This is a genomic window from Candidatus Hydrothermales bacterium (assembly GCA_039630235.1).
In the GTDB taxonomy this organism is placed as follows: Bacteria; Hydrothermota; Hydrothermia; order Hydrothermales; family JAJRUZ01; genus JBCNVI01.
In genome coordinates this window covers 125,733-149,230 of record JBCNVI010000002.1, presented here as the reverse complement: position 1 = coordinate 149,230, position 23,498 = coordinate 125,733, and the positions used below count along the sequence as shown (strand labels likewise).

Sequence of the window (23,498 nt, the reverse complement as noted above, 5' to 3'; positions counted from 1 at the left end):
CTTATATTTTTGATTTTTTACAAACCCTCCTTCATTACACTTTCGATTTTATTTATGTATACGTATATACTTCATTATGTATTGAGAGATTTTCTTTATAAAAAAGATCCTGATTTTTTTACCCTTGATGAAATAATAGGAACACTTCCTATTTTCTATTTCCAGACTGAAATTTTTTTCTACGTCCTTTACTTTGCTATTTATAGATTTTTTGATATAAAAAAGCCTCTATTTATTAAAAATTTGGAAAGAATTCGAAATTTTAAAGGTGTACTACTTGACGATCTTCTAAGTGGAATCTATTCCCTTTTTTTTACGATACTTATCCACTTTGTGTTCCACAAAATTTTTCTTTAAAATAGAATTATGGAAAATAAAAAGTACATATCTGTACTTTCCTACTTAGGGATTTTATTTATAGTGCCCCTTATTTTAGAACCCAATGATGAATTTGTAAAGTTTCATGTAAAACAGGGAATAATGCTTTTTGCCTTTTTCATGCTCGTTTTTATTGTAGGCGGTATAATCCCCATTATAGGCTGGTTTATCATTTGGCCTATTGGTATTTTAATCTGGATTTTATTTGTCATAATCGGAATATCAAACACACTCTCTGGAAAAATGGAAGAGCTTCCCATTATAGGTAAATACGCCAACAAGTTAAATATTTAGTTAAAATCTAAAATTGAAACTCCTCTGTTTTTCTGTATCATTTCTAGTTTTTGTTTTACAATTTATTCTCTATTCCCCATTGGTAAATTTTAAAGGAAAAGAGGAAAGGGTAATAATAAAAAGAGGAACTAATTTAAAGGAATTTTTTAAAATACTAAAAGAAAAAAAAGTTTTAAATAGTAGTCTATCTCTATTGCTTCTAAAAATTTATAATCCTAAATTTAAAATTTTTGCCGGAGAGTGGAAAATCATAAACTCAGGTAATGACCTTTTTAATTTAAAAAACATAAGTAAAGCTAAAATCAGCTCACAATTTTTAATCACTATCCCAGAAGGATACGAATTAAAGAAAATTCTAAAATTAATCTCAGAAAAAACTGGAATTGAACTTGATGAATTAAAGAAACTTACGGAAAATACGGAAAATTTCAAAGATATATTTAAAAATAACCCACCTAAAAGCCTTGAAGGTTATCTTTTTCCCGATACATATTTTCTCTCATATAATCTTTCACCGAAAGAAATAATTTCAATATTCATCAAAAGACTATTTGAGGTCTTAAAAGAGTTAAAGTACGATTCAATTAAAGAAAAACTAGATTTAGATTTAAATCAAATTTTAACGTTGGCTTCAATTATAGAAAAAGAAGCAACATACGATTTCGAAAAAAAGATTATCTCATCAGTATACTATAACAGACTAAAAAAAGGGATACCACTACAAGCTGACCCAACTATTCAATACTTACTACCTGAACCAATCTTTCCCTTACCTAAAAAATTTTTGAAAATATCTTCACCCTATAATACTTACATAAATAAAGGGCTACCACCAGGACCTATATGTTCACCCGGAAAAGCATCAATAGAAGCAGCCCTTTATCCATTAAATACCGATTTTCTCTATTTTGTATCAAAAGGTGATGGTACACATATTTTTGCAAGAACTTATAAAGAGCACCTTAAAAATAAAAAGATTGCAAAGAAAGAATGGGAAAAAAGAGGATTAATTAAAAAAACCTTAGGTTCAGAGCAAGGATTATTTAAACAAAATTTTTAAAAGTCCCATCTGCGCCCACATTCTATTCTCAGCTTGCTCATAAACTATCGAATAATCTGCATCTAAAACATCATCCGTTACCTCTTCCCCTCTGTGAGCCGGTAAACAATGCATAAACTTAACATTACTTGAGGCCTTCTCGATAAGATTTTTATTTACTTGGTAAGGTAAGAAAACCTTTTTTCTAATTTCTGCCTCATGCTCCTGACCCATAGAGGCCCACACATCCGTATATATAAACTTAACACCCTTTACAATTTCATAAGGATCATAACTGAAAATTATTTTTGATTTGGTCTCTTTAGATAACTCTTTTGCCTTTTCCATTATTTCACCTTTAGGCTCATATCCCTTTGGAGTGGATACCCTTATTTCTCCCCCTGTTATAGCAAACCCTAAAATAAGGGAGTGGCACACATTGTTACCATCTCCTACATAAAGAAGCGGACCATTTAGATCCCCTGAAATCTCCCTTATAGTCATAAGATCAGCCAAAATTTGACAGGGATGTTCTAAATCTGAAAGGGCATTTATAACTGGAACTTTGCTTTCCTTTGCAAGAGTAATGAGAGTTTCATGGGAGTAAACTCTTGCAACAATTGAATCTACCCATCTTTCTAAATTTTTTGCGATATCTTTAACAGCTTCTCTTTTACCCATTCCGATATCACTTTGCGAAAGATATATAGAGTGCCCACCAAGTTTTTTTATGCCTGCCTCAAAACTTACCCTTGTTCTAAGAGAAGGTTTCTCAAAAATAAGGGCAAAAATCTTATCTTTAAGAAAATTTTCACTTTTTCCCTTTTTAAAATCTTCTGAGTAATCAAGAATCCGATTTAATTCAGCTAAAGTAATATCTGTTATTGAAAGGAAATCTCTCTTCATTTTTTTATTCCCTCAAGTTCTGAAGCTTTCTTAATAGCTTCAAGAGCTTCTTTAGTTTTCCCTAGCTTTGAATAGCAATCTGCAATCAATCTATATATCTCTGATTTTTCTTTCAGAGAGAGAGCTTTTTTATAGTTTTCCAATGCCTTATCATAACCACCTGTTAAATGGCATGCTCTTCCGATATATTCATAAACATCTGCTTCTTCAGGATTCTTTTGGGCATACTTCTCAAAATAAGTTATTGACTCCTTGTATCTTTTTAGCAAAAAGTTTGAAAGGGCAAGATTAAAGAGATATTTTGTATTTGTTGTATCATTAAGATAGGCTTCTTTAAAAAACTTTTCAGCTTCTTCGTAATTTTTCTTGTTTGAGTAAATCTCACCTAATAGCCCAAAGAACTTTGCCTTTAACTCCCTATTCATTTCTTTGTTTATATTATTTTTAGCTATTTCCTCAGCTTTTTCTGGATTTTCCTCCATATAGAATCTGGCAAGATAGTAAGACATAAGGATATTATCCTTTACTTTTCTTTGTCCCTCCTCAAGGACCTCTTTTGCTCTTTTTGCATCACCCTTACTCTGATAAAAAGCGGCAAGATTTATGTAAACCTTTGGACTATCTGGTTCAACTTCCCTTAGTTTTTCAAAGCATCTTATCGCAAAATCATAGTTTTTCTCTTGGTTTGCAACAATTCCACCGTTAAAAAGAGTAGTTTTATCTATTTTCTCCAGTTTTTTCTTTAGACCCATATCAATAGACTTTAGTAGGTACTGAGCACCTTCAATGTATCTATTTGTTAAGGTGTATGCTCTTGAGATCCATAGGTAGGGCTCAGGGTTCTTAGGTTCTGATTTTGCCCACTTTTCAGCTTCTTCAATAACTTTTTCAAAATTCTGCTGTTGCATATATATCTTTACAGATGTAGAATGAGGGTTTGCCGCACAATAAAGAAATAAGATACTAAATAAGAAACTAAATATTCTCCTCATTTCACCCTATCATTCCTGCGATTGGAGTAGAACCCAGTATTTTAAAAAATAATTATAAATAAAATTTTTTAATTTTTTCACATATATATAAAACGTCCTCATCTTTTAAGTAGGGGTGACAAGGTAAGGATAAAACTTCCTTGCAAAGTCTCTCAGTTAACGGTAAATAACCTTCTTTATAGCCGTAAAAACTTGCTGCTGGTTGCAAATGGCACGGTATTGGATAATGCACACCTGTTTCTATGCCATTTTCCCTGAGATAAGCCCTTAACTTATCCCTATCCTTTGCACGTATCACAAAAAGATGATAAACAGATTTTTTATTCTCATCCTCTTTAATTAATTTCACCTCTTCTATATCTTTTAGATTTTCAAAATAAATTTTTGCTATCTCTCTTCTTCTTGAATTCCACCTGTCAAGGTGTTTGAGTTTTAAAAGCAAAACAGCTGCCTGAATCTCATCCATTCGGAAGTTAAAGCCCATAATTTTACTTACATAAGCTTTGTCTTGCCCATGAACCCTTAAAAGTCTTAATTTCTCATAAACTTCATAATCATTTGTAGAAACTCCCCCTGCTTCGCCCAGTGCACCGAGATTTTTTGTGTAGTAGAAACTGAAGGCTGATACATCTCCAAGGTTTCCGGCTCTTTTATCTTCATAGAGAGCACCATGAGATTGAGCAGAATCTTCAATCAAAACGATTTGAGGATTATTCTTTTTAATTTCCCAAAACTCTTTCATATCACAGGGCATGCCAAAAAGATGAACTAAAATTATTCCTTTTGTTTTTTCTGTTATTTTTGATCTTACATCTTCTGGATCAATAGTAAAGTCGCTCTCTTTAATTTCAGGGCGAAAACAGGCCAAGCTCCAACCATCCAGACAGCTTCAAGAACTGCGAAAAATGTAAAAGAGGGCAATATTACCTCATCTTTTTCTTTTATTCCTACAGCTCTTAAGGCAAGGTGGAGCGCATCTGTTCCAGAGGAGCAGCTAACGAAGTACTTACTATCGCAATATAGGGCGAATTCTCTTTCAAACATTTGTTGGAAGGGCCCAAGGTAAAGATTCATTTCTTTGAATATTTTTTTAAAATCAGAGAATAAATCCTTTTTTATTTCTTTATAGGAAAGATAGAGGTTATGTAGTTTGATTACTTTTTTTCTCATTTAGGTTTGGGGGAGATTTTGAAGTTATTGTTTTAGAGGGAAATCGGGGCGCGCGGATTTGAACCGCGGACCTCTTGGTCCCAAGCCAAGCGCGCTATCCGGGCTGCGCTACGCCCCGCCTATACTTAATTAATTATATTATCTAAATTTTAAAAAAACAAATTACTCCTTAAATTTTCTGTGAAGATAAAAAAGATAAAATAATAGAACTGTCCATGCAACAACATAAGCTATATACAAAAATTTCATTTAATCACCCCCAATTTTTCAGCTGCCCTTTTACCTATTTTATACCTCAATAAAAATAAAAGTAAAAAGAAAATTAAATAAGGAATGAAACTCAAAAACAGGGCATACTTCATAGAAGAGGTTATAAACACATCTCCAGGAGCAAAAGGTGAAGGATGAACTGATCTCCATAGCCTCACTGAAAAATAAACAAAGAGAACATCTACGTAAATTATTATACCTAAAACTGAAGAAAATCTTGCCCTTTTATCTGGTGTATCAATAAATCCCCTTAAAAGTAAATAGGAAGAATAAAGGAAAAATAAAATAAGAGTGGTTGTTAATCTTGGATCCCAAACCCAATAATATCCCCAAACAGCTTTTGCCCATAACATCCCTGTAACAAGTGTAAGAAAGTTAAATAAAACTCCAATCTCAGCGGCGCTCTCTGAATAAATATCCCATATTAAATCCCTCTTAAAAATATATAAAATGCTAAAAACAAAAACTAAAGTAAAAGATAGCAAAGAAACCCAAGCTACTGGAACATGAATATACATTATCCTCACAAGATCACCCATCTTTCTTTCCGGCGGAGTAACAAGAAGAGAAAAGTAAAAGATAATATACCCTGTAATTAAACCTAATATTAAAAGGATAAACTCGCTTTTTATCCTCAAAGTTTTCCAAAAAATTCCTTTAAAATATCCTCTAAGGTTGGCTCACCGATTTCCTGCAATTCATATCTCACTCTTACCCAAGGTTTATCTATTTCAAACAAATTAGCAAGATTAATAGGTGTACCTATTATCACAGCATCGCAAGGTGTCCTTCTTATTGTTTCTCTTAACTCCTCTATTTGAGTTTCACTGTAACCCATAGCTGGTAAAACCTTTTTAGTATGGGGATAGTTTTCAAAAGTAGTCTTTATTGAGCCAACCGCATAGGGGAGAGGTGAAACAACCTCTTTTGCCCCGTATTTTTTAGCAGCTACATAAGCTGCACCTATATCCATTTCTCCATGCGTTAAAGTTGGACCATCTTCAATACATAAAACCTTTTTTCCCCTAATTATTTCTGGATTTTCCACATAAATTGGAGAAACAGCCTCAACAATCCTTGAGCGAGGATTTAAACGCTCTATGTTTGCTCTTAATCTATAAACATTTTCAAAGGGGGCAAAATCTATCTTGTTTATAACAACCACATCCGCCATTCTTATATTTGTCTCACCTGGGTGATAGGTTTCTTCATGCCCTACCCTGAGTGGATCTGCTACCACAATATGTAAGTCAGGCTTAAAAAATGGAAAGTCGTTATTTCCTCCCTCCCATAAAATCACATCACTTTCTTTTTCAGCTAATTCCAAAATCTCCTCGTAGTCAACTCCAGCATAAACAGCAAAACCCATAGAAATATGTGGTTCATACTCTTCTCTCTCTTCAATAGTTGTTTTGTATTTAACTAAATCTTCCCTTGAGGTAAATTTTTGAACCTTCATTTTATCAAGATCACCATAGGGCATAGGGTGTCTTACTACTCCCACTTTTTTTCCCATATCTTTTAAGATTTTTGCAATTTTTCTTGAGGTCTGGCTTTTTCCACTTCCTGTTCGGACAGCGCAAACTGAGATAACTTTCTTTTTAGACTTAAGCATAGTACTTTCAGGACCTAATATCCAAAAGTCGGCACCACAGGCTAAAGCCCTTGAGGCACGATTCATAACATAAACATGAGAAACGTCTGAGTATGCAAAAACAACAATATCTACCTTTTTTTCCCTAATTATTTTTTCTAAGTCCTCCTCTGGATAAATAGGAATCCCATTTGGATAAAGTTTTCCAGCAAGAGAGGGAGGATACTTTCTTCCTTCGATGCCTGGTATCTGTGTAGCTGTAAATCCCACTACTTCATAATTTTCATTATCTCTAAAAAAAACGTTAAAATTGTGAAAATCTCTTCCTGCTGCTCCAAGTATTAAAACTCTTTTTGCCATATCATATTACCTCCATGGATATACTTTATAATTTAAGATGCTTTCAGCTTTCAAGGTTTTAATTTTAAATCTTGAAGAAAAAAAATTTCAAAAAGAGCATTTTTTATATTTAACGTGTTCTTTTTTAATAAGAGACTTACTTGAAAGTGCTCTCGAAGGTGATTTCAAAATTCTTAGAACCCCTTCACTTTACGAGTCTCTACTTTTTGTAATACATCATCTATTTTTTTATTCGTCTCTCCTTTTAGTTTTAGCTCTTTTTATCTCATTTCTTATAAAAGAAGAAAAGACAAAGGTTTTAACTATTTTTGTATACTTTTCGCCCCTTGTTATTATTGCTCCAATTTTTGACTTTTTATTTCTCGGAGGAGGAAAAATACTTTCTTATCCTACTTCAATTAAGGACTTACTTTTTAGCCTATCAAAAGGAGAATTTGAAAAACAGGGAGTTTCGCCTGGACAACTTTTTGAGGTAACTGTTATATGCTTTTTAATATCACTTTATGTCTACCTAAAAAGTAAAAGTCTTCTTAAATCAATTTTTTCCTTTTTTAGCTCATTTATGATAATTGTTATTGTTGGGGGAATTCCAGGATATTTCATTAAGTTTTTTGGTGAAGGAGGTTATATATTTTCATATAATTCTAAGCAAGGACTCTTTTATGCTTTACTTACACTTATACTTATACCCTTTTTCTTTAAAATAGAAATTGCTTATAGTGAACTTCTTTCATTTTCATTATGGGGCTACTTTTCGGCATTAATAAAAATCTTATTATTAAAAACTAAACACAACATCCCTTCTCCCTTGTTTCCCTTTGATTATATCTCAGGTATAATTTTGCCAATCTTAATTTTGATCAAAAATAAGAACAATATTTATTACTACACAATATCAGTTTTAACAGTTTTTTTGATGGGTGAACTCTCAATTTTCTTTTTTATTCTTTTTCTTATTGTGGAAAATACTCCCTTTAACAATATGATTAAAAAAATAATTTCAGCTAATACAATTTTCTTAAGCGGTACATCAGTTTTTTTCGGTAACTACTCTCATTTAATCTATCCATTCTTTTTTCCCTTTTTGCTATCTTTTTTAGTTGTAATTAGAAATAAGGTAGTAAGAGAACTTTCTGTTGAATGCCATTTTCATAATTTTAACACTTCTAACTTACGAGAGAAGTTTCTGGGTAAAATTTGAAAGTCTTCAGGAAAACTTTATAATAAAGAGTGAGGCAAGGTACACTTACTTATACATGAAATATTTAGATAGTTATGCCTTTTTAAGAACAGCTGACATTTTAATTAAAACTGGAAACTATGAAAATTTATCAGTTTTATTAGAAAAATACAGAAAGGAAAAATCCCTTGGAGATTATTTCTTTTATAGATCACTTGTAGGAGCAATTTTTAATGAAGACATTTTAAGGCTAAAAACTTTCTCAATGCTTGCACTTATCTTTGGAAATCCCCTTTCTCTTCCTTTAGTCTCTAAAATGTTTGATTTAACCAACAACTATGAAAAGGCAAAAATTTTTTGGAAAAGAAGTTTGAAACACAACATTTATGGGAAATATAATTTTTAAAAAGAGGTTGAAGTCCTTGTAAAAAATACATTAAAATGAAGTTAATTTTAATATCATACATAGCTCTGGGTAGTTATAAGTTTGATCCCCTCTTAGAGAATCCCAAAATTCCTGAAGATTTAAAAACTAAAAGATCAACTGTTTATATCGTTCTATTAGAAGCGCCAATTTATGATTTTTACAAACATCAGATTGAACAAAAGGGAGCAAAGATCTTACATTATGTTCCCCTAAACTCCTTTGCAGTTAGAATAAAAGATACACTAGTTTTAAAGGAAGTTAAAAAACTTGATTTCGTCAGAGGGGTCTATATATACCAACCTGCCTTTAAAATTTCTTCTAATATCAGTAAAAAAGTTAAAGTAAAGGGGCAAAAGTGCGAAAACCCTTACAAAAATATCTATTACGTACACTTTTTTGAAGATGTAAGTAGAGAAGAGGCAATAAAAATAGTGGAAAAATATGGAGCAAGAGTAATTTCAGAAATAAAGTCTCTTACACATCCAGCTCTTGTTGTAGAGTATAAAGAGAGTGTTAAAAAGCTTGCCTTTGACGATAACATCTTTTGGATAGAGGAAAAAAGACCATTTTTCACAATGAATGACAGAACATACTGGGTGATACAGAACAATGTTCCAAATACATCACCTATATGGAATAGAGGAATAAGAGGAGAAAACCAGATAATTAACGTACTAGATACGGGTGTTGATACAGCTTCCTGCTTTTTTAGAAGTGGAAAGATAATCTGGAAAGAAAGTTATTCAGGTTTTTACACAGATGCCTGTCCTACTGGACACGGAACACATGTAGCTGGAACTATAGCTGGCTATGATGTTTCTAACCAATTAAATCAGTTTAAAGGAATGGCCTATAACGCTAAATTAACAGTCCAATACGCAGGTGATAACTTTTTAACATGCTGGGTAGGAGCACTTTATATTCCAGACGATCTATATAATGCCTTTCTAAACGCGTATAATAACGGTGCACGAATCTTTTCAAATTCTTGGGGAGGCGTAGACACTACAGTATATACAACCTTTGACCATCAAGTTGATAAGTTCATGTATGACTATAATGATGCAATATGCGTGTTTGCAGCAGGAAATTCAGGTGGAAGCATGGATCCATGGACAGGTATAGTTTATGACTCAGTTTATTACAGAACTATCAGTACACCAGGCGCAGCAAAAAGCGTAGTAACAGTAGGAGCGACTCCTCCTCCACCAAAGCACGATATATCAGCCTTTTATTCAAGTAAAGGGCCTACCTTTGATGGAAGAATTAAACCAGATGTAATGGCTCCAGGAGGTGACTGCGGATCAAGTGCTCTAAATCAAGACCCGAATTTATATATAAGGTCCGCCCAAAATGATACCATATCTTCTCCCACCTGTGATACAGCGAGCTATCTCTTTATGGGAACAAGCATGGCTACCCCTGCCGTTGCAGGAGCTATAGCCCTTGTAAGGCAATATTTCACTGAAGGATGGTATCCTACAGGAACAAGAAATCCAAGCGATGCTCGAACCCCTTCAGGTGCTCTTTTAAAGGCAATGATTATTTCCTGTGCAGAACAGATGAATGGAACAGATCCTGACGGCATAGACTCAAGAGCAGTTCGTCCAATACCAGACTCTTCACAGGGTTGGGGGAGAATTAAGTTAGAAAATTCACTTTATTTTCAAGGTGATCCTGAACGGTTATTCATAGATGATAACTTAACTGGAATTACAACAGGCTCTTCAAGGTACTATACAGTTAATACAACTGGAGGAAAATTAAAGGTGGTGCTGGTATGGAGTGATTATCCAGCTACAGCCGGTGCAGGAGTTGCTATTGTTAATAATTTAAACTTAATTGTTCAGGGTCCATCTGGAACTTACTATGGTAATAGGTTCTATAACGGACAATCACAGGTAGGTGGACAAAAAGATAATAGAAATACAGTAGAGGTATTTTATTTAGCTAACGCACCTGCAGGAACTTATAGTATCCAAGTTGAGGGAGGAAATATACCCCACGGGCCACAGAAATACGCCCTTGTTATTACTGGAAACTTCTCAAATGTATTTGTAGAAGAAAAAGTATCAGAAAAAACTAAAGAGGCAGAAAAAACTTATTTAAAAAAGCCTGTATATTTAAATTCCTTTAATTCTTATTTAATCAGATTTGGATTATCAGAAAATACACGGGTAAGATTGTCAGTATTTGATATCTCAGGTAAAAAATTAGCTACTATAAAAGAAGAGAACATGGAAAAAGGAGAGTACATTATTTACTGGAATAGTGAGGAAATAAAAAGTGGAACTTACTTTTTGTATTTAGAAACAGATAAAAGTAAATTGAAGGAAAAGTTTATAAAAGTAAATTGAAAAAATTTTGGGTATTGTAGGGGGAGGGAAAAATGGCAGGACATTCAAAGTGGGCACAAATTAAACATAAAAAAGCTAAGGCCGACATCCAAAAGGGTAAAATTTTTAATAAATTAATAAGAGAAATTCAGATTGCAGCAAAATTGGGAGGAGGAGATCCAGATAATAACCCAAGACTGAGACTTGCAATTGAAAGGGCAAGAGACCATAATATGCCCTGGGATAACATAGAAAAAGCTATAAAAAGGGGAACTGGTGAAATTGAGGGCCTAAAGTATGAAGAAGTTGTATATGAGGGCTATGGACCAGCTGGAGTTGCCATATTTATCAGGGCAACAACCGATAACAAAAATAGAACCACCTCAGAAATAAGACATTTATTTACAAAACACGGAGGGAACCTCGGAACGACAGGAAGCGTAAGATGGCAATTTGAAGAAAAGGGGGTACTCCATGTCAGAAAGGACATTATAGACGAAGAAAAACTCATAGAAATTGCCTTAGAGGTTGGAGCTGAGGATGTAAAAACAGAAGGAGAATACTTCGACATTTACACCTCTCCTTCACAATTTTTAAATGTAAAAGAAAGTCTAAAAAAATTAGGAATAGAAGCTGAAGGTTCTATTCATATGATTCCAAAAAATCAGGTTAAAGTTCAAGGTAAAGAAGCAGAAAGATTGATTTCATTGCTCAACTCTCTCGAAGAGCACGACGATGTTCAAGAGGTCGTAGCTAATTTTGAAATGAGTGAAGAGGAGTTTTCAAAACTAGTTGGAAGTGCATAAAAAGTAAAAATCTTTATTTTATCGGAATTGATCCAGGAATAAAATATACAGGAATAGCAGCTATTGACATAAATAAAAGAATTTTAAAATACTCTAAAATAGAGTCAGCGAGTTTATTAAAATTCGCTAGTAAAATTGAAAAAATTTTAAAAAAGTATAAGCCTTATTTGACAGCTGTTGAGAGTGTCTTTACAAAGAGAAATCCGCGAGAGGCTCTTAAACTCTGCGAAAATCGCGGTGTTATTATTTTTTTACTTGAAAAAAATAAATTAAATTATATTAACGTGCACACACAGGAATGGAAAAAAGCTTTAACTGGCTACGGAAAGGCAAAAAGTTACCAAGTAAAATTTATGTTAGAAAAAATTCTTAAGGGTAATTTGAAAAACAAGTTATCAGAACATGAACTGGATGCTCTCTCTCTTGCTTACTTTGCATTAACAAGATGCTCTATAGAATAAAAGGAAAGATAACTTTAAAAAGAAATTTTCTCTGTACAATAGAAAATAACGGCATCGAATTTGCAATTACCGTACCTTTAAAAGTTATGGAAAAATTACCAGATAAAGGAAATGAAACAAGTTTATATATCACAACTTTATTCTCGGAGGAAAAAATAGAATTATATGGATTTACTGATGAAAGAGAAAAAGATCTCTTTGAAAAACTCATTTCAATACCTAGTATAGGACCAAAAGTCGCTCTTCAAATTCTTTCGTATTATAGTGTAGATGAATTTCTAGATATTTTGAGAAGGAGAGATGAAAAAGAAATTTCAAGGATTAAGGGAGTTGGCAAAAAAAGAGCAAACTTGATATTACTTGAATTCAAAGAATACTTTCACGAAGGAGAGATTAAGGGAATTGATATAGAAAGGGTAATTTCAGCCCTATGTAAACTTGGGCTTCAAAGAAGTAAAGCAAAAGAGTTGGTTACAAAAAAATTAAAAGAAAAAAAATTTGAAAAGGTTGAAGATTTGATTAAAGAAATTTTAAAAGAGTAAATAAAAAAAGAAAGAGGGGGACTTTTTTCAAGCCCCCCTCCTCTAACTTACTTTATTTCAACTACTTGAAGTTATAATAGAAGGTTAAACTTAGGTAAATATCAGAACGAGGTTGTACATCATTTTCCTTGTCATAGAAAACACCCTTTACATTTGGAATAATACTAACATTCTTGTGAGGTTTCACTGCAAAAGCAACGAGTACAAAATTGGATGAGAAGGCAGGACTAAAAGGTGTATAACTTATAGTTCTACCCCTAGAATTTTTATCAAAGTTTTTATCATATCTTAAAAGCACGTCGAAAAACTCAGTGGGGCTAAACACAAGGTAAGAAGAAGCTATTCTGAAGCTTTGAGTCTTATCAGGATCTCTAAGTTGAGTCTGATTAACATACTGTAATCCTAGTCTAAACTTTTTGTTTTTTAATCCAGCAAATCCCTGAACAGTATAAGTTTGTTTGTGCCCCAGAGCATCAAACCAATCTCCATAAATTTCAAAGAGAAAAATTGGCAAATGGTAGGATATAGATAAATAGAGTGCCTTCTGCTTATTGTTTTCAGACCTTATACCTTCACCATTTCCAAATGTGAAGTGAAACTTTAGTTTTTTGTCTTCACCAAAGCCACCCTTTAAACTGAAACCTATGTCTCTAGAAGTACCTATTCTCTGTAAATCTACGGGAGTTTTTTCTACACTTCTATAACCGTAGTGATCCTCTATAACTTCCCAAGTTGGAGTAGGAGTTAAACCAAGCAAAAATTCAAAAGAGTTCAATTTCCATTTCAAATAAGCATCCTTTATGTAAGGCCTGAGGTCTTCTCTTCTTACATAGTCACCGGGACTATTTAGCTCAAACCTTAGCCTTGCGGAGAATTTTTCACTTATTTCATGATCGTAGGTGAAATAGATCCTCCTAAACCAAAATCCATTCATATCTCTGATAGAGTCGTTGTGATGCTGTGGTACATAGAAGAAGTCAAAGTAGCTGTAGCCAGATATCTTCCCCTGTGATCTTAAACTCAGAGGAATTAAAGACACCATTATAAAGGCATAAATAAATCTTTTCATCTTTACCTCCCTATTATTTATCTTTTCCAAGTATCTCCTCAACAGTAACACCAACCTTAGATCCCTTTCCTCCAAATAGGGTTCCCTTCTTTAATTTCTTAACTCTTTCAAGAGCCAATCCATAAGCCTTATCTGATAAAGGAATATACCCAACCTCTCTTACAATTTTCTTTGCATTTTTAAGATAAAACTCAACAAACTTTCTAACTTCCTCTTTTTTTAGGGAGTTAACATTCACGTATATGAAAAGAGGCCTTGAAAGCGGATAGTATTTACCTGTTAGTATGTTTTCGATAGTGGGAGCAATTGGACCTCTGCCGTCCTCTGGATCTATCTTAACTGCCTTAAGTTTATCTTTATTTTCTTCATAATAGGCAAAGCCAAAATATCCAAGAGCGTAAGGGTCACTACTAACTCCCTGAACCAAAACGTTATCATCTTCAGAAGCTACAAAATCTCCCCTTGAAGCATCCTCTTTACCAACGATCGCCTCTGTAAAATAATCGTATGTTCCTGAATCTACCCCTGGACCGTAAAGGTTTATCTCTTTATCCGGAAAATCGCTTCTAATTTGTGACCACTTTTTAATTTTGCCCTGTGCCTCAGGCTCCCAGAGCTTCTTAAGTTCACTGACTTTGAGCTCATTACACCAAGTATTAGATGGATGAACAACAACAGTTATACCGTCATAGGCTACAGGGATCTCTATGAATTCGATCTGATTTTTCTGAGCAGTTTCGATTTCGCTTTCCTTTATAGGCCTTGAAGCATTGTTTATATCAATTTCATTTCTCAGAAACTTTTTAAAACCTCCACCTGTTCCGGAAATTCCAACAACTACCTTAATATCCTTATGTATCTTCTGAAACTCCTCTGCAATAGCCTCTGTTATGGGGAACACAGTGCTGGATCCGTCTATGTAAATTACCTTCTCAGCAGAAAGAAGTAATCCCTTCAAGAGAGCCAATATAGCGGCTCCCCTCAGGAAACTACCCATACAATACCTCCTTAAGTTAACTTTTTAGGGATTTGAACCCTACTGTTTTTTGTCTTAAAAAGATTTAACCTCCTTATCTTAAAAATTCTTTAAATTGAAGTTAAAAATTTGTTAAAAGACTTTAGTCAACTAAACTTTCTATGCTTTTTTCTCCAAGAAGCTCGTTTATTTCATTGAAGAAATCTTCATTAAATGGAACTCTATACGTAAGAGACTTATATAGTCTATTTTTATTCCCTACTTTTAGAGAAAAATATAAATCGAAATTCCCTTTATATTTATTTATTGTCTCTTTTAATTTTACTATTTTATCCTCGTTTAAATCTGAGCTATTTAATTTAACTATAATCCCCCTTAACTTTTTTGAGATTGCCTCTTTTATATGCATAATTTCTTTAACTAAAACTCTTGAAGAGCCCTGTATGACCTCGCCCTCTATATAAAGTGGTTCTAACTTTTTTAGGTACTTTTCAGCCTTGTTTTTTAATTCCTCAAATAATACTGCCTCAAAAGAACCCTCAAAATCTTCAAGATGTAAAATATAATAATTTTTCTTATCACTACTAATCCTTGTTTCAATTTCACTTAGGGCACCACACATCCTCACATTTTTATACTCACTCTCTTCCTCCATAAGATCCATTGATGTATGTGTTGAGAGAACCTGCACGTAATCCGCATAGGGATCTAAGGGATGATTCTTAAAGTATAGGTTAAGAACTTCCTTTTCCCACTCCATTACTCTAATAGGATCTCTTTCTCCTGAAATATCATTTTTAACAGTTTTAAAAAGAGAGAGTTCCTCTTTGGCTTGAGTCTTATCTTTAAATAGATTCATTAGTTTTTCTCTGTCAGGCTCAAACACATCAAAAGCTCCCGCTTTTATAAGGGCTTCAACCACCTTTTTGGTTACCTTTTTAGAACTTGCTCTTTTTATAAAATCGTTAAAAGAAACAAAGTTTCTCTGATTTCTTAATTGAAGAATATGTTCACAAGCCTGAACACCTACGTTTTTGACTCCCAAAAGACCATACCTTATTTTGTTTTCATCCTCCATCTTAAAAAACTTATCGGATTTCAAAATACAAACTGGTAATATCTCTATACCGTCTCTTCTTGCAACTTGAATTAAATATGATAGTTTTTCGATTTTATTTATCTCACTGTTTAAAAGCGCCGTATAAAACTCTGTTTTATAGTTTGCCTTAAGGTAGGCTGTAATATATGAAAGAAGAGCGTAACCTGTTGAATGGGATTTATTAAAGGCATATCTTGCAAAAGAATAGATTTTAAAAGCCATTTCTCTAGCCATTTCCTCTGGAATACCTCTTTCAACCATACCGTCTACAAATTCCTTCATGATACTTTCACTCATAAGTTCTTCCCTCTTTTTACCCATTGCCTTTCTTAATACGTCTGCCTTTGCAAAAGAGAATCCAGCCAGTTCATGTGCTATAAGCATAACCTGTTCCTGATAGACTATTAAACCAAAGGTTTCCTTTAAAATTTTCTCAAGTTTTTCATGAGGATAACTTACGGGAACAAGACCCTTTTTCCTTTTCACATATTCATCTGTTGTCCCTGCACCAATGGGACCTGGTCTATACAAAGAAAGTATAGCAATAAGATCTCTAAAGTCATCTGGTTTTAATCTTTTAAGGAGCTCCCTCATTCCCCTTGACTCAAGTTGAAAAACACCTTGCGTTTTTCCTCTTGCTAAAATCTCAAAAGTTTTTTCATCATCAAGTGGTAAGTTATATGGATCTATATTTATATTTTTCTCCTTTAGCATTTTTAGTGTTTCTTCAATAACAGTAAGAGTTTTAAGACCTAGAATATCTATCTTTAAAAGCCCTACAGCCTCAAGTGAGTTCATCTCGTATTGGGAACACACTGTTCCCTCGGAGTCTGAGTATAGTGGTACATAGTCTGTAATCTCTGAGGGAGCAACAACTACACCAGCAGCATGTACTGAAGCGTGTCTTGCTAGTCCCTCAGCCTTTTTTGCATACTCAAAAATTTTCTTATAATCTTCACTTTCCTCCACTAATTTCCTGAAAATTGGATTATCCGAATAAGTTTCTGATAAAGTACTTCCAGTGCATTCCTTAGCGAGTCTATCAACAAAAGAATATTCGTAACCTAAAATTCTCCCCATGTCCCTTATAGCCTGCCTTGCCTTCATTCTTCCAAAGGTAATTATCTGTGAAACACTTCTTTCACCATACTTTCTTTTTATATAAGATATCACCTCGTCTCTTTTTTCATCTCCAAAGTCAATATCCACATCCGGCGGTGATATTCTTTCCGGATTTAAAAATCTTTCAAAAAGCAAATCGTATTTAATTGGATCAATATTTGTAACTCCCAACGAGTATAGCACAAGGGAAGATACAGCAGAACCTCTTCCTGGTCCTACAGGAATTCCATTACTTTTTGCAAAATCTACTATATCTTTTATAATTAAAAAGTATCCTTCAAAGTTAAGCTTTTTAATTATTTCTAGCTCCTTTTCCAGCCGTTCAATATACTTTTTCTTTACATCACCGTTAAACCTCTCATTTAAACCCTTATAACTTAGATACTTCAAATATTCAAAGCTATTATCAAAATCGTGTGGAATTTGAACTTTTGGTAAATAAAAACCTTTATCTAAATTCAATTCTAAATCTATTTTCTCTGCAACCTTTACTGTATTTAATACTGCCTTTTCGTCATAACTAAATATCTCTCTCATCTCCCTTTCGCTCTTAAAATAAACTTCCTTAGTCTTGAACCTAAACCTATCCGCGTCTTTTAAAGTCTTTCCGGTTTGGAGTGCTAAGATTGCTTCATGAAACTCGTAATCTTCTTTTTCTAAATAATGTACATCATTTGTTGCAACATATAAAAGATCATATTTTTTGGCTAAATCGTAGAGAAATTTATTTACTATTATATTTTCCTCAAGATTAAGATCCATAAGTTCTATTACACAGTTTTCTCTTCCGAAAATATCCATGTAAGTCTTTAGGAGATTCTCAGCCTCCTCTTTTCTATTTTGTAAAATCAGCTGTGGAATTTCCCCTTTAAGACAACCAGTCATAAAAATAAGACCTTCAGAATAAATTCCAAGAAGTTCTCTGTCTATTCTGGGCTTATAGTAAAATCCCTCTAAATAACCCAAAGAAGAAAGTTTCATTAAATTCCTGTAACCTTTATAATCCTTTGCTATTAAAGTTATGTGATTATATGGATCGTGCCCAGCAGAGGCTACCTTTTCTTTCCTTGATCTTGCTATATAAAGTTCAGCTCCAATTATTGGCTTTATGTTTTTTTCCTTTGCCTTTTTATAAAACTCTATTACTCCAAACATGGCACCGTGATCGGTGATTGCGCAGGCGAACATATTGTTTTCAAGGCATTTATCCAAGAGACGATCTATAGGGATTATGCCATCTAAAAGGGAATACTCAGTATGAACGTGAAGATGAACAAAATTACTCATCTTTCTCTAATCTTTCTTTATTATAATAACCCTTCTCCCCTCTATTTTTAATCGTCCCTCAGCGTAAAGTTTAATTGCCTCAGAATAAATCTTATGCTCCTCTTTAAGAATCCTTTCTGCAAGAGTTTCGGGAGTATCATCGTCATAAACTGGAACACATCTCTGCAATATTATAGGGCCTCCATCAACAGTCTCATCTACAAAATGAACGGTACAACCAGATACTTTAACACCGTATTCTATAGCTTGTCTTTGTGCTTCAAGACCTTTAAAAGAGGGTAAAAGAGAGGGATGGATATTCATTATTCTGTTCTTAAACTCTCTTAAAAGGGCTCCTTTTAAAATTCTCATAAATCCCGCTAGTACTACAAGTTCAACCCCTTCTTGTTTTAGAACCTTTGCATATTCTTCCTCCCTCTCTGGCTCTAATGTATGTTTTCTTTTTCCTGGGTCAATGTATAAAGCCTTAACTCCATACTTTTCCGCTATTTTAAGCACAGGCGCATTAGGATTATCAGATATAACAATTCTCATTTCACAGGGAAGTAAACCTTCTTTTATATTCTTTAGAATTGCCTCAACGTTAGAGCCTCTTCCAGATGCGAGAGCGCCTATTTTTAAAATCTTCACTTCAGTTCAAAGAGAACTCCTAAATCTGGTTCTGAGTATATAAAAGCTAAATTTTTTAAAATTCTAACAATAGCTAAATAGGGTAAATCACTAACCTCATTAGATTTTTTATAATATGGAAGCCTTAGATCAAACTCACCCTCTTTTAAAAAATCTGCTTCGAGATGCTGAATACAAAAGCTTTTATATAGACTCAGGATTTCTTCTTTGTTATTGTTAATGTAATCAAGAGCTTGATCCCACACTTCCCTAAATCTTTCCATAGCTTTTTTGTTGTAAGCTAAGGTAACTTTAGAACAAAGTACACTTCCTATTACAAAGTTTTCTCCAAAGAGGCTCTTAAAAACGTCTTCTATTAAGATGTTTGCTCCCTTTTTAGCAAAGTATTCTCTTGTGGGATAGTAAATAAGCACACCCCCCTCGCTTACTTGAGGTATAACTGTTGGGTATTCAAAAAAATTATCTAAGCTAAAAGCATAATTATCAGCAAGCTTTTTACCTATAACTCTCCCTTCCATTCTCTGAGAAGGTGCGTAAAATGGAAAATTCTTTATATCATCTATCTTTTTTAGTCTTCCAAAGCCGAAAATTGAGGCATACAAAAAGTTCTCACTAATACTAACATCAGCAATAATTCTAAAATTATCGATTTCTTCTCTTTCCCTTATAAAAAAGTCAACTGTTGGAAAACCTACTACAATGTCAACTTTTCCTCTTTTTAAATTATCTAAAGCCTCATAGGAGGAAGTTTTTATAACCTCAGGTTCTAGTTTTAGTTTTTCAAAAATTTTTTTTTCTAAGGCAACAAAAAGTGGAAAACTTGCAACTGAAGGGTGATAAGCGATCTTTACTTTTATTTTTTCTCCCTTCTTTATCACAGGGTACTGAATTATATAAATGAGCACAATCAATAATATAAAATTTAAAGCATAAAATAACTTTTTCATTTTATAATTTTAAATCAATTTGAAGTTAGTTATCAAATTTTTTATAATTTAAGAGTTAGAGATAATGAAAAATGTAATGAAAAATGAAAAAAGAGTTTTGTGTAATTGGAATTGGAAGATTTGGTAGATTGTTAATTGAAAATCTCAGTAAACTAGGAGCAAAAGTGGTTGCAATTGATAAAAATGAAGAAAAAGTTCTCTCTGTTCAAGAATTTGTTTTTGAATCCTACGTAATGGATACAACTAATGAAAAAGCTCTGAAAACACTCGATGTAAAAGATTTTGATGCAATACTTGTAACTATAACAGGTAGTATTGAGGCTAGTATATTAACCTGTGTAATTCTAAAGGAAATGGGAGCAAAAAAAATAATACCAAGAGCAAAAAACGAATTACATCTAAGAGTTCTTCGTGAACTTGGTTTTACCAACGCAATTTATCCTGAAAAGGAAATGGCCGAAAAAATTGCTAAGCACCTTGTTTCTCCTGGTCTTTTAGAGATAATTGAAGTATCCGATAAGTATGTACTTGAAGAGAGAGCTTCTTTACCTATATTTTCAAATAAAAAACTATCTGAACTTGAGTTTAGATCAAAATTTGGGGTAAATGTTATTGCAATAAAAAGAAAAATTCCAGAGGTTAATGAAAGGGGACAAACTGTTATAAGAGATGAAATAATAGTAGGGCCAGGAGGAGATGAGGAAATCAAAGATGGAGATATACTTTTTGTTTTAGGTGAAAAGGAAAAGGTAAAAAATTTATTTTCAAAATGAAAGAGGATTTACTTGACCAAGCTAAACTTTTAATCCTTTCACAAAATTATAGAAAAGCTAAGGAAATTCTTGAAAATCTTTATAAAGATAATCCCTCCGATACTGACATAATATATCACCTTGCTATAGTTAAGGAAATACTCCTTGAAAGGGAGGAGGCAATTAATCTTTACAAAAAAGTTATTGAAATAATTCCTGATCATAAAGAGGCAAAAGAGAGACTGCAAAAGCTAATGGAAGAATAGATGAATCTACTTAGTTTACTGAGCCAAGCAAAAAGTATAGGTGAATTAATTGAAAACCTAAAATTTTTTTTAGAAAAAAATATTTTATCTGAGATAGATTTTATAGATACAGAAAAAATTAAGGAAATACTTAGCATAACTGATTTAAAGAAAATATTGATAGATAGGGAAAAAGTTATTAAAGATGAAAAAGCTTATATTCCACTTAAAGATGAGGAGAAAATTTATACGATTATTTCTTTTAGAAAAGTAGATGATAAAAAAATAGAAGAAGTTGAGAACGCATTAAACCTTACAAGTGTTTTTCTTAAAAATTTTAGGCTCCTTGAAGATGCTAAAAATGAAATCTTTAAATTAAATTTTCTCTTTAACTTTCACAGGGCCCTTGAATCGCAAATAAAGGAAAATATAACAAACTCATTAAAGGAACTCTCCTTTATTTTAAACTCAAAGGGACTTTACTTTAAAACTAAAGGAATTTTGATAAAACTTGGATCTCTAACTCAGTTAGATGATGAAAAACTGTTAAAGGTATTGCCTTTTTTTGAAACAAAGGGAGAATATATTGAGTTTGAGGAGCTGAGACTTTACTGTTTTCTAAAAGAAAAATCTCTAATACTTGTTGAAAAAGATTATCTATATGATGATGAGAGGGAGTTTCTGATATCTATTTTAGAACTAACTGAAGAATGGTTTGAAGAAAAACTCCCTATTTCTTTTGATTTACTAGATAAATTAATGTCCCAGAAACCTAACGAATCAATAAAATTCCTTAAAAACTTTCTCTATGAGAAATTTAATATCAAAGAATGCGAAATTTATATAAAGGAAAACGGGAATTACAAATCAATAATAGATAGAATTAATTTTGAAGAAAGGGAAAATTTAAATTTTTATAAATTAAAGGGTAGACAGGGAGAATATCTGATCTCCTTTACCGGTGAAAAAAAGGAAATCCCATTAAATTTAATTTCAATTATCTTAGATCTTCTAGTTATTAACAGGAAAGTTGAGAATATAAATAAGTTTAACAGAGTGTTAATGAGAATAATAGAAGTTATTTCTCGCACAGAAAAAGTTGATGAAATACTCCATCAAGTGTGTTTCATTTTAAAGGAAGAGTTAGACATTGTTTATGCAGGTTTTCTTCTAAGGGAAGATGAGGATTACCTTAGAATGAAGGTTGGTATTGGATATGAGGATTATGAAAAACTCTTAGAGAGAAAGTTAAAAATTGGATATGAAGGTCTATCAGGTTTTGCAGCTCATACAAAAGAGATTATATACTCGCCTGATGTTTCAAAAGATGCAAGATATGTTCAAGCCTCTCCCCTTGTTAAGTCAGAGGTAGCTATCCCTATACTTGATGAAAATAAAGCTATAGGAGTAATGATTGTATCTTCACCAAAAATTGATGGTTTTTCAAAAGAAGACATAGAAACATTTGAAAAAATATCTAAATTGGTATCTTCATTTCTCAGATATAGGAGAATAATTGATGAGCTTCAAAAAAACTTATATTTATTAAAGGAAGAGGAAGAGTTTATTGATATTATTCTTAAAAACATTCCTATCGGAATAATCTATGCTGAAAGGGATCTTTATATAAAAAGGGTTAATTACACAGCTGTTTATACTTTAAAACTAAAAGAAGAAGATTTAAAGGGAACAATTCTATGCAAGATTTTTGAAGAGCATGAACCTGGAGATCCTAACTGCATATTTAAAAAAAGTATAGAAGAAAGAGTACCCTTAGTAAAAAAGAACATAGAAATAAAAAGAGGCGAAGAGGTACTACCTCTTTCTCTTTCATCGACTTTTATTTATGAAAGAGAGAAAATAAAGGGAATAATACTTATGATTGAAGATATAAAAGAGGTTGTAGCTTTAGAGGAACAACTTAGACGTTCAGAAAGGCTCTCGGCAATTGGAAGAGTGGCAGCCCATATGGCTCATGAAATCAAAAATCCCCTTGCAAGTATTTCTGTAGGAATAGAGTATATCTATTCAACTCTAAGTGAAAACGATCCCAAGAAAAAACATCTTGGTGTTATATTGAGGGAAATATCAAGACTTGATAGATTAATAAAAAACCTCCTATCTTTTGCTAGAAGACCACCCCTAAAGAGAAAAAAAATAAATTTAAAAGATATGATTGAAGAACTTTCAATATTCTTTAGTCAAGAACTAAGCGAAAAGAAAATAGAACTAAAATTAATTTTACCAGAAGAGGACATTATAGCTTTTGTTGATGAGGATCAAATGAGGGAGGTGATGGAGAACTTAATAAGAAATGCGATTGAGGCAATGCCAGATGGAGGAAGATTAACTATATCTCTGGGAGAAAAAAAAGGTGGTACAATTTTTATTTCCGTTGAAGATACTGGAGTAGGAATAGAACCTTCTGAATTGATACATATATTTGAGCCCTTCTATACAACTAAAAAAGGGGGATCGGGACTTGGGCTTTCAATTGTACATAAAATATTAGAAGACCATGGAGCAAAAATAAGTGTTGAAAGCGAAAAAGGGAAAGGAACAAAATTTTTAATTGATTTACCTAAATAAAGAACTTAAAATATGGATATAAAGAAG

At 32.8% G+C, this 23,498-nt stretch carries 23 protein-coding genes and 1 tRNA gene; 12 read left to right on the top strand and 12 right to left on the bottom strand.

All coding sequences use genetic code 11. From position 1 onward, the window contains the following. The 3 genes from ABDH49_03265 to mltG form a co-directional block, all read left to right on the top strand. A partial coding sequence (locus tag ABDH49_03265) for a phosphatidylglycerophosphatase A (GenBank protein MEN3045989.1) occupies positions 1–357 on the top strand: 357 nt, incomplete at its 5' end. 9 nt (positions 358–366) lie between these two features. Further along, positions 367–672, top strand: a complete 306-nt coding sequence (locus tag ABDH49_03260) for a hypothetical protein (protein MEN3045988.1) — start codon at positions 367–369, stop codon at positions 670–672. A 13-nt stretch (positions 673–685) separates the two neighbouring features. After that, a complete protein-coding gene (gene mltG / locus ABDH49_03255; GenBank protein ID MEN3045987.1) occupies positions 686–1,732 on the top strand; it encodes an endolytic transglycosylase MltG in 1,047 nt (348 codons plus the stop codon). On the opposite strand, the gene argF is transcribed toward mltG, so the two are convergent. From argF to ABDH49_03220, 7 genes are all read right to left on the bottom strand, one after another. Continuing rightward, positions 1,712–2,617, bottom strand: coding sequence for an ornithine carbamoyltransferase (gene argF / locus ABDH49_03250; GenBank protein ID MEN3045986.1), 906 nt, complete (start codon positions 2,615–2,617; stop codon positions 1,712–1,714). The genes mltG and argF overlap by 21 nt on opposite strands. Further along, complete coding sequence (locus tag ABDH49_03245) at positions 2,614–3,609, bottom strand: DUF2989 domain-containing protein (GenBank protein MEN3045985.1); 996 nt, start codon at positions 3,607–3,609, stop codon at positions 2,614–2,616. The genes argF and ABDH49_03245 overlap by 4 nt, the downstream gene beginning before the upstream one ends. A gap of 52 nt (positions 3,610–3,661) precedes the next feature. Then, entirely contained in the window at positions 3,662–4,477 is an 816-nt protein-coding gene (locus ABDH49_03240; protein ID MEN3045984.1) for a DegT/DnrJ/EryC1/StrS family aminotransferase, read from the bottom strand. Continuing rightward, a complete protein-coding gene (locus tag ABDH49_03235; protein MEN3045983.1) occupies positions 4,417–4,779 on the bottom strand; it encodes a DegT/DnrJ/EryC1/StrS family aminotransferase in 363 nt (120 codons plus the stop codon). Before ABDH49_03235 ends, ABDH49_03240 begins: the two co-directional genes overlap by 61 nt. 43 nt (positions 4,780–4,822) lie before the next feature. Next, a tRNA-Pro gene (locus ABDH49_03230) sits at positions 4,823–4,897 on the bottom strand. A gap of 127 nt (positions 4,898–5,024) precedes the next feature. Beyond that, a complete protein-coding gene (locus tag ABDH49_03225) occupies positions 5,025–5,687 on the bottom strand; it encodes a cytochrome c biogenesis protein (GenBank protein MEN3045982.1) in 663 nt (220 codons plus the stop codon). Further along, complete coding sequence (locus ABDH49_03220) at positions 5,684–7,003, bottom strand: cyclic 2,3-diphosphoglycerate synthase (GenBank protein MEN3045981.1); 1,320 nt, start codon at positions 7,001–7,003, stop codon at positions 5,684–5,686. The genes ABDH49_03225 and ABDH49_03220 overlap by 4 nt, the downstream gene beginning before the upstream one ends. A gap of 37 nt (positions 7,004–7,040) precedes the next feature. Here ABDH49_03220 and ABDH49_03215 point away from each other — a divergent pair, with 37 nt between their 5' ends. The 6 genes from ABDH49_03215 to ruvA are packed head-to-tail and all read left to right on the top strand — an operon-like array spanning position 7,041 to position 12,755. Next, positions 7,041–8,204 (top strand): hypothetical protein, encoded by a 1,164-nt coding sequence (locus ABDH49_03215; protein ID MEN3045980.1) that lies wholly within the window; start codon positions 7,041–7,043, stop codon positions 8,202–8,204. Further along, positions 8,140–8,589, top strand: coding sequence for a hypothetical protein (locus ABDH49_03210; GenBank protein ID MEN3045979.1), 450 nt, complete (start codon positions 8,140–8,142; stop codon positions 8,587–8,589). Before ABDH49_03215 ends, ABDH49_03210 begins: the two co-directional genes overlap by 65 nt. Before the next feature lie 35 nt (positions 8,590–8,624). After that, on the top strand, positions 8,625–10,967 hold the full coding sequence (locus ABDH49_03205) for a S8 family serine peptidase (protein ID MEN3045978.1): 2,343 nt from the start codon (positions 8,625–8,627) through the stop codon (positions 10,965–10,967). A 32-nt stretch (positions 10,968–10,999) separates the two neighbouring features. Then, positions 11,000–11,752, top strand: a complete 753-nt coding sequence (locus ABDH49_03200) for a YebC/PmpR family DNA-binding transcriptional regulator (GenBank protein ID MEN3045977.1) — start codon at positions 11,000–11,002, stop codon at positions 11,750–11,752. Beyond that, entirely contained in the window at positions 11,749–12,213 is a 465-nt protein-coding gene (locus tag ABDH49_03195; protein MEN3045976.1) for a crossover junction endodeoxyribonuclease RuvC, read from the top strand. Before ABDH49_03200 ends, ABDH49_03195 begins: the two co-directional genes overlap by 4 nt. Next, on the top strand, positions 12,198–12,755 hold the full coding sequence (ruvA, locus tag ABDH49_03190) for a Holliday junction branch migration protein RuvA (GenBank protein MEN3045975.1): 558 nt from the start codon (positions 12,198–12,200) through the stop codon (positions 12,753–12,755). Before ABDH49_03195 ends, ruvA begins: the two co-directional genes overlap by 16 nt. A 61-nt stretch (positions 12,756–12,816) precedes the next feature. Here the strand turns inward: ruvA and ABDH49_03185 are convergent, their stop codons facing one another. The 5 genes from ABDH49_03185 to ABDH49_03165 form a co-directional block, all read right to left on the bottom strand. Beyond that, positions 12,817–13,824: a hypothetical protein gene (locus ABDH49_03185; protein ID MEN3045974.1), complete on the bottom strand. Its 1,008-nt coding sequence runs from the start codon at positions 13,822–13,824 to the stop codon at positions 12,817–12,819. A gap of 13 nt (positions 13,825–13,837) precedes the next feature. After that, a complete protein-coding gene (locus ABDH49_03180) occupies positions 13,838–14,821 on the bottom strand; it encodes a PstS family phosphate ABC transporter substrate-binding protein (GenBank protein MEN3045973.1) in 984 nt (327 codons plus the stop codon). A 121-nt stretch (positions 14,822–14,942) separates the two neighbouring features. After that, positions 14,943–18,308, bottom strand: a complete 3,366-nt coding sequence (gene dnaE, locus ABDH49_03175) for a DNA polymerase III subunit alpha (protein ID MEN3045972.1) — start codon at positions 18,306–18,308, stop codon at positions 14,943–14,945. A gap of 6 nt (positions 18,309–18,314) precedes the next feature. Then, on the bottom strand, positions 18,315–18,938 hold the full coding sequence (gene purN / locus ABDH49_03170) for a phosphoribosylglycinamide formyltransferase (GenBank protein MEN3045971.1): 624 nt from the start codon (positions 18,936–18,938) through the stop codon (positions 18,315–18,317). Continuing rightward, positions 18,935–19,885 (bottom strand): hypothetical protein, encoded by a 951-nt coding sequence (locus ABDH49_03165; protein MEN3045970.1) that lies wholly within the window; start codon positions 19,883–19,885, stop codon positions 18,935–18,937. Before ABDH49_03165 ends, purN begins: the two co-directional genes overlap by 4 nt. Before the next feature lie 83 nt (positions 19,886–19,968). Here ABDH49_03165 and ABDH49_03160 point away from each other — a divergent pair, with 83 nt between their 5' ends. The 3 genes from ABDH49_03160 to ABDH49_03150 are packed head-to-tail and all read left to right on the top strand — an operon-like array spanning position 19,969 to position 23,471. Beyond that, the gene (locus tag ABDH49_03160; GenBank protein MEN3045969.1) at positions 19,969–20,658 is read left to right on the top strand and encodes a TrkA family potassium uptake protein; all 690 of its coding nucleotides are present in this window, start codon (positions 19,969–19,971) and stop codon (positions 20,656–20,658) included. Beyond that, positions 20,655–20,903 carry a hypothetical protein gene (locus ABDH49_03155; GenBank protein MEN3045968.1) on the top strand — a complete coding sequence of 83 codons (249 nt, stop codon included), beginning with the start codon at positions 20,655–20,657 and terminating at the stop codon, positions 20,901–20,903. The genes ABDH49_03160 and ABDH49_03155 overlap by 4 nt, the downstream gene beginning before the upstream one ends. Continuing rightward, positions 20,904–23,471, top strand: a complete 2,568-nt coding sequence (locus tag ABDH49_03150; GenBank protein ID MEN3045967.1) for an ATP-binding protein — start codon at positions 20,904–20,906, stop codon at positions 23,469–23,471. The last annotated feature ends 27 nt before the right edge of the window (positions 23,472–23,498 follow it).

Coding starts and splice junctions, on each gene's coding strand:
- ABDH49_03260 (MEN3045988.1), top strand. CDS start 367: ATGGAAAATAAAAAGTACATATCTGTACTTTCCTACTTAGGGATTTTA.
- argF (MEN3045986.1), bottom strand. CDS start 2,617: ATGAAGAGAGATTTCCTTTCAATAACAGATATTACTTTAGCTGAATTA.
- ABDH49_03245 (MEN3045985.1), bottom strand. CDS start 3,609: ATGAGGAGAATATTTAGTTTCTTATTTAGTATCTTATTTCTTTATTGT.
- ABDH49_03235 (MEN3045983.1), bottom strand. CDS start 4,779: ATGAGAAAAAAAGTAATCAAACTACATAACCTCTATCTTTCCTATAAA.
- ABDH49_03220 (MEN3045981.1), bottom strand. CDS start 7,003: ATGGCAAAAAGAGTTTTAATACTTGGAGCAGCAGGAAGAGATTTTCAC.
- ABDH49_03215 (MEN3045980.1), top strand. CDS start 7,041: ATGCTTTCAGCTTTCAAGGTTTTAATTTTAAATCTTGAAGAAAAAAAA.
- ABDH49_03205 (MEN3045978.1), top strand. CDS start 8,625: ATGAAGTTAATTTTAATATCATACATAGCTCTGGGTAGTTATAAGTTT.
- ABDH49_03200 (MEN3045977.1), top strand. CDS start 11,000: ATGGCAGGACATTCAAAGTGGGCACAAATTAAACATAAAAAAGCTAAG.
- ruvA (MEN3045975.1), top strand. CDS start 12,198: ATGCTCTATAGAATAAAAGGAAAGATAACTTTAAAAAGAAATTTTCTC.
- ABDH49_03185 (MEN3045974.1), bottom strand. CDS start 13,824: ATGAAAAGATTTATTTATGCCTTTATAATGGTGTCTTTAATTCCTCTG.
- ABDH49_03180 (MEN3045973.1), bottom strand. CDS start 14,821: ATGGGTAGTTTCCTGAGGGGAGCCGCTATATTGGCTCTCTTGAAGGGA.
- dnaE (MEN3045972.1), bottom strand. CDS start 18,308: ATGAGTAATTTTGTTCATCTTCACGTTCATACTGAGTATTCCCTTTTA.
- ABDH49_03165 (MEN3045970.1), bottom strand. CDS start 19,885: ATGAAAAAGTTATTTTATGCTTTAAATTTTATATTATTGATTGTGCTC.
- ABDH49_03160 (MEN3045969.1), top strand. CDS start 19,969: ATGAAAAAAGAGTTTTGTGTAATTGGAATTGGAAGATTTGGTAGATTG.
- ABDH49_03155 (MEN3045968.1), top strand. CDS start 20,655: ATGAAAGAGGATTTACTTGACCAAGCTAAACTTTTAATCCTTTCACAA.
- ABDH49_03150 (MEN3045967.1), top strand. CDS start 20,904: ATGAATCTACTTAGTTTACTGAGCCAAGCAAAAAGTATAGGTGAATTA.